The 1,117-nt window shown below is 33.6% G+C and carries 2 protein-coding genes; both read right to left on the reverse strand.

From position 1 onward, the window contains the following. Positions 1–128 precede the first annotated feature (128 nt). The gene (locus RC73_RS20295) at positions 129–587 is read right to left on the reverse strand and encodes an acyltransferase (protein WP_160289594.1); all 459 of its coding nucleotides are present in this window, start codon (positions 585–587) and stop codon (positions 129–131) included. A 117-nt stretch (positions 588–704) separates the two neighbouring features. Continuing rightward, positions 705–1,117: glycosyltransferase family 4 protein (locus RC73_RS19205; RefSeq protein WP_039036137.1), on the reverse strand; the 413-nt coding region annotated here is incomplete at its 5' end.

Consider the following 1,117-nt stretch of genomic DNA (forward strand, 5'->3'; position numbering starts at 1 on the left):
AGATCATGGAAAGCGAAAAAGGTTCCGCTTATTTAGGCAACAACGCCGCTCAAGTGTATTGGAAACCTTATCAATGTCATGGTCTTAAAATCGGGGAAAAGGTCATAAGACATACAACACTATTAAATTTAGCGTCTCAACCTTATAAGTTTAGCTGGAACACCTGAATATATCCCATAAGGTTCAGTAGTTTTTGTTAAAACCGCACCGGAAGCAATAACACAATGACTATTTATAACTACACCTTTTAGAACTCTGGCCCCAGCACCTATCCATACATCATCGCATATTATTACAGGCTTTGCATTTGAACCAGAATCCTTAATTGGCACATTAATATTATCAATATAGTGATCAAAGGTTAAAATACTGACATTATGAGCTATGGCAACGTTAGATCCAATATCTAAACCACCATGGGCATCAATATAAGAGTTTTCATGAATAGATATGTTAGTACCGATGCTTAAATTTTGAGGATTTAATATATATACATTTGGAAAAACAATGACTTTCTCTCCACATTTATTCGACAATTTATTAAGGCATAAATATCTAATTATATAACCAACCTTAAATTGATTCATCCTAAAAAGATTCCACATAAAATGTGAGAAAAAAGAAGGAAAAATATTCCAAAGAGAAACTACAAATGGCCGAAGGTAAAGTAAAAAAGAAACAAATGAGGACTTAGACTTCATAATTCACCCAAGAAATTTTTTATAAAACTCATCTTTTTTTGAAGCTAAAAATTCAACTTCATAATTCTTAGCCCGTTCATAATTTGAATAAGCAGCGTTTAACAACTGGGACTTATTTGAAAATGTAAGTATTAATTTCGAAAGATTTTCAGCATCATCCACTTCAATTAAATAATCATTTCCAACTAACTCAGGTATACCACCGACATCAGTCCCGATAACTAAACAAGCTCGGCTTAATGCTTCTATTACGGACCTAGGAAGCCCTTCAGTTCTGCTAGGTTGCAGATATATATCAACGGTATCTAACCAATTGAAAATACCATGTGGATGATCTTTAACACCCATAAAAAAAACATTATCAACAATATTGAAACTTTTTGCCAATGAACGAAGACTCGAAGAATCCCCCCCCC

The sequence above is a fragment of the Shewanella sp. ECSMB14102 genome (assembly GCF_000813075.1).
Classification (GTDB): Bacteria; Pseudomonadota; Gammaproteobacteria; order Enterobacterales; family Shewanellaceae; genus Shewanella; species Shewanella indica.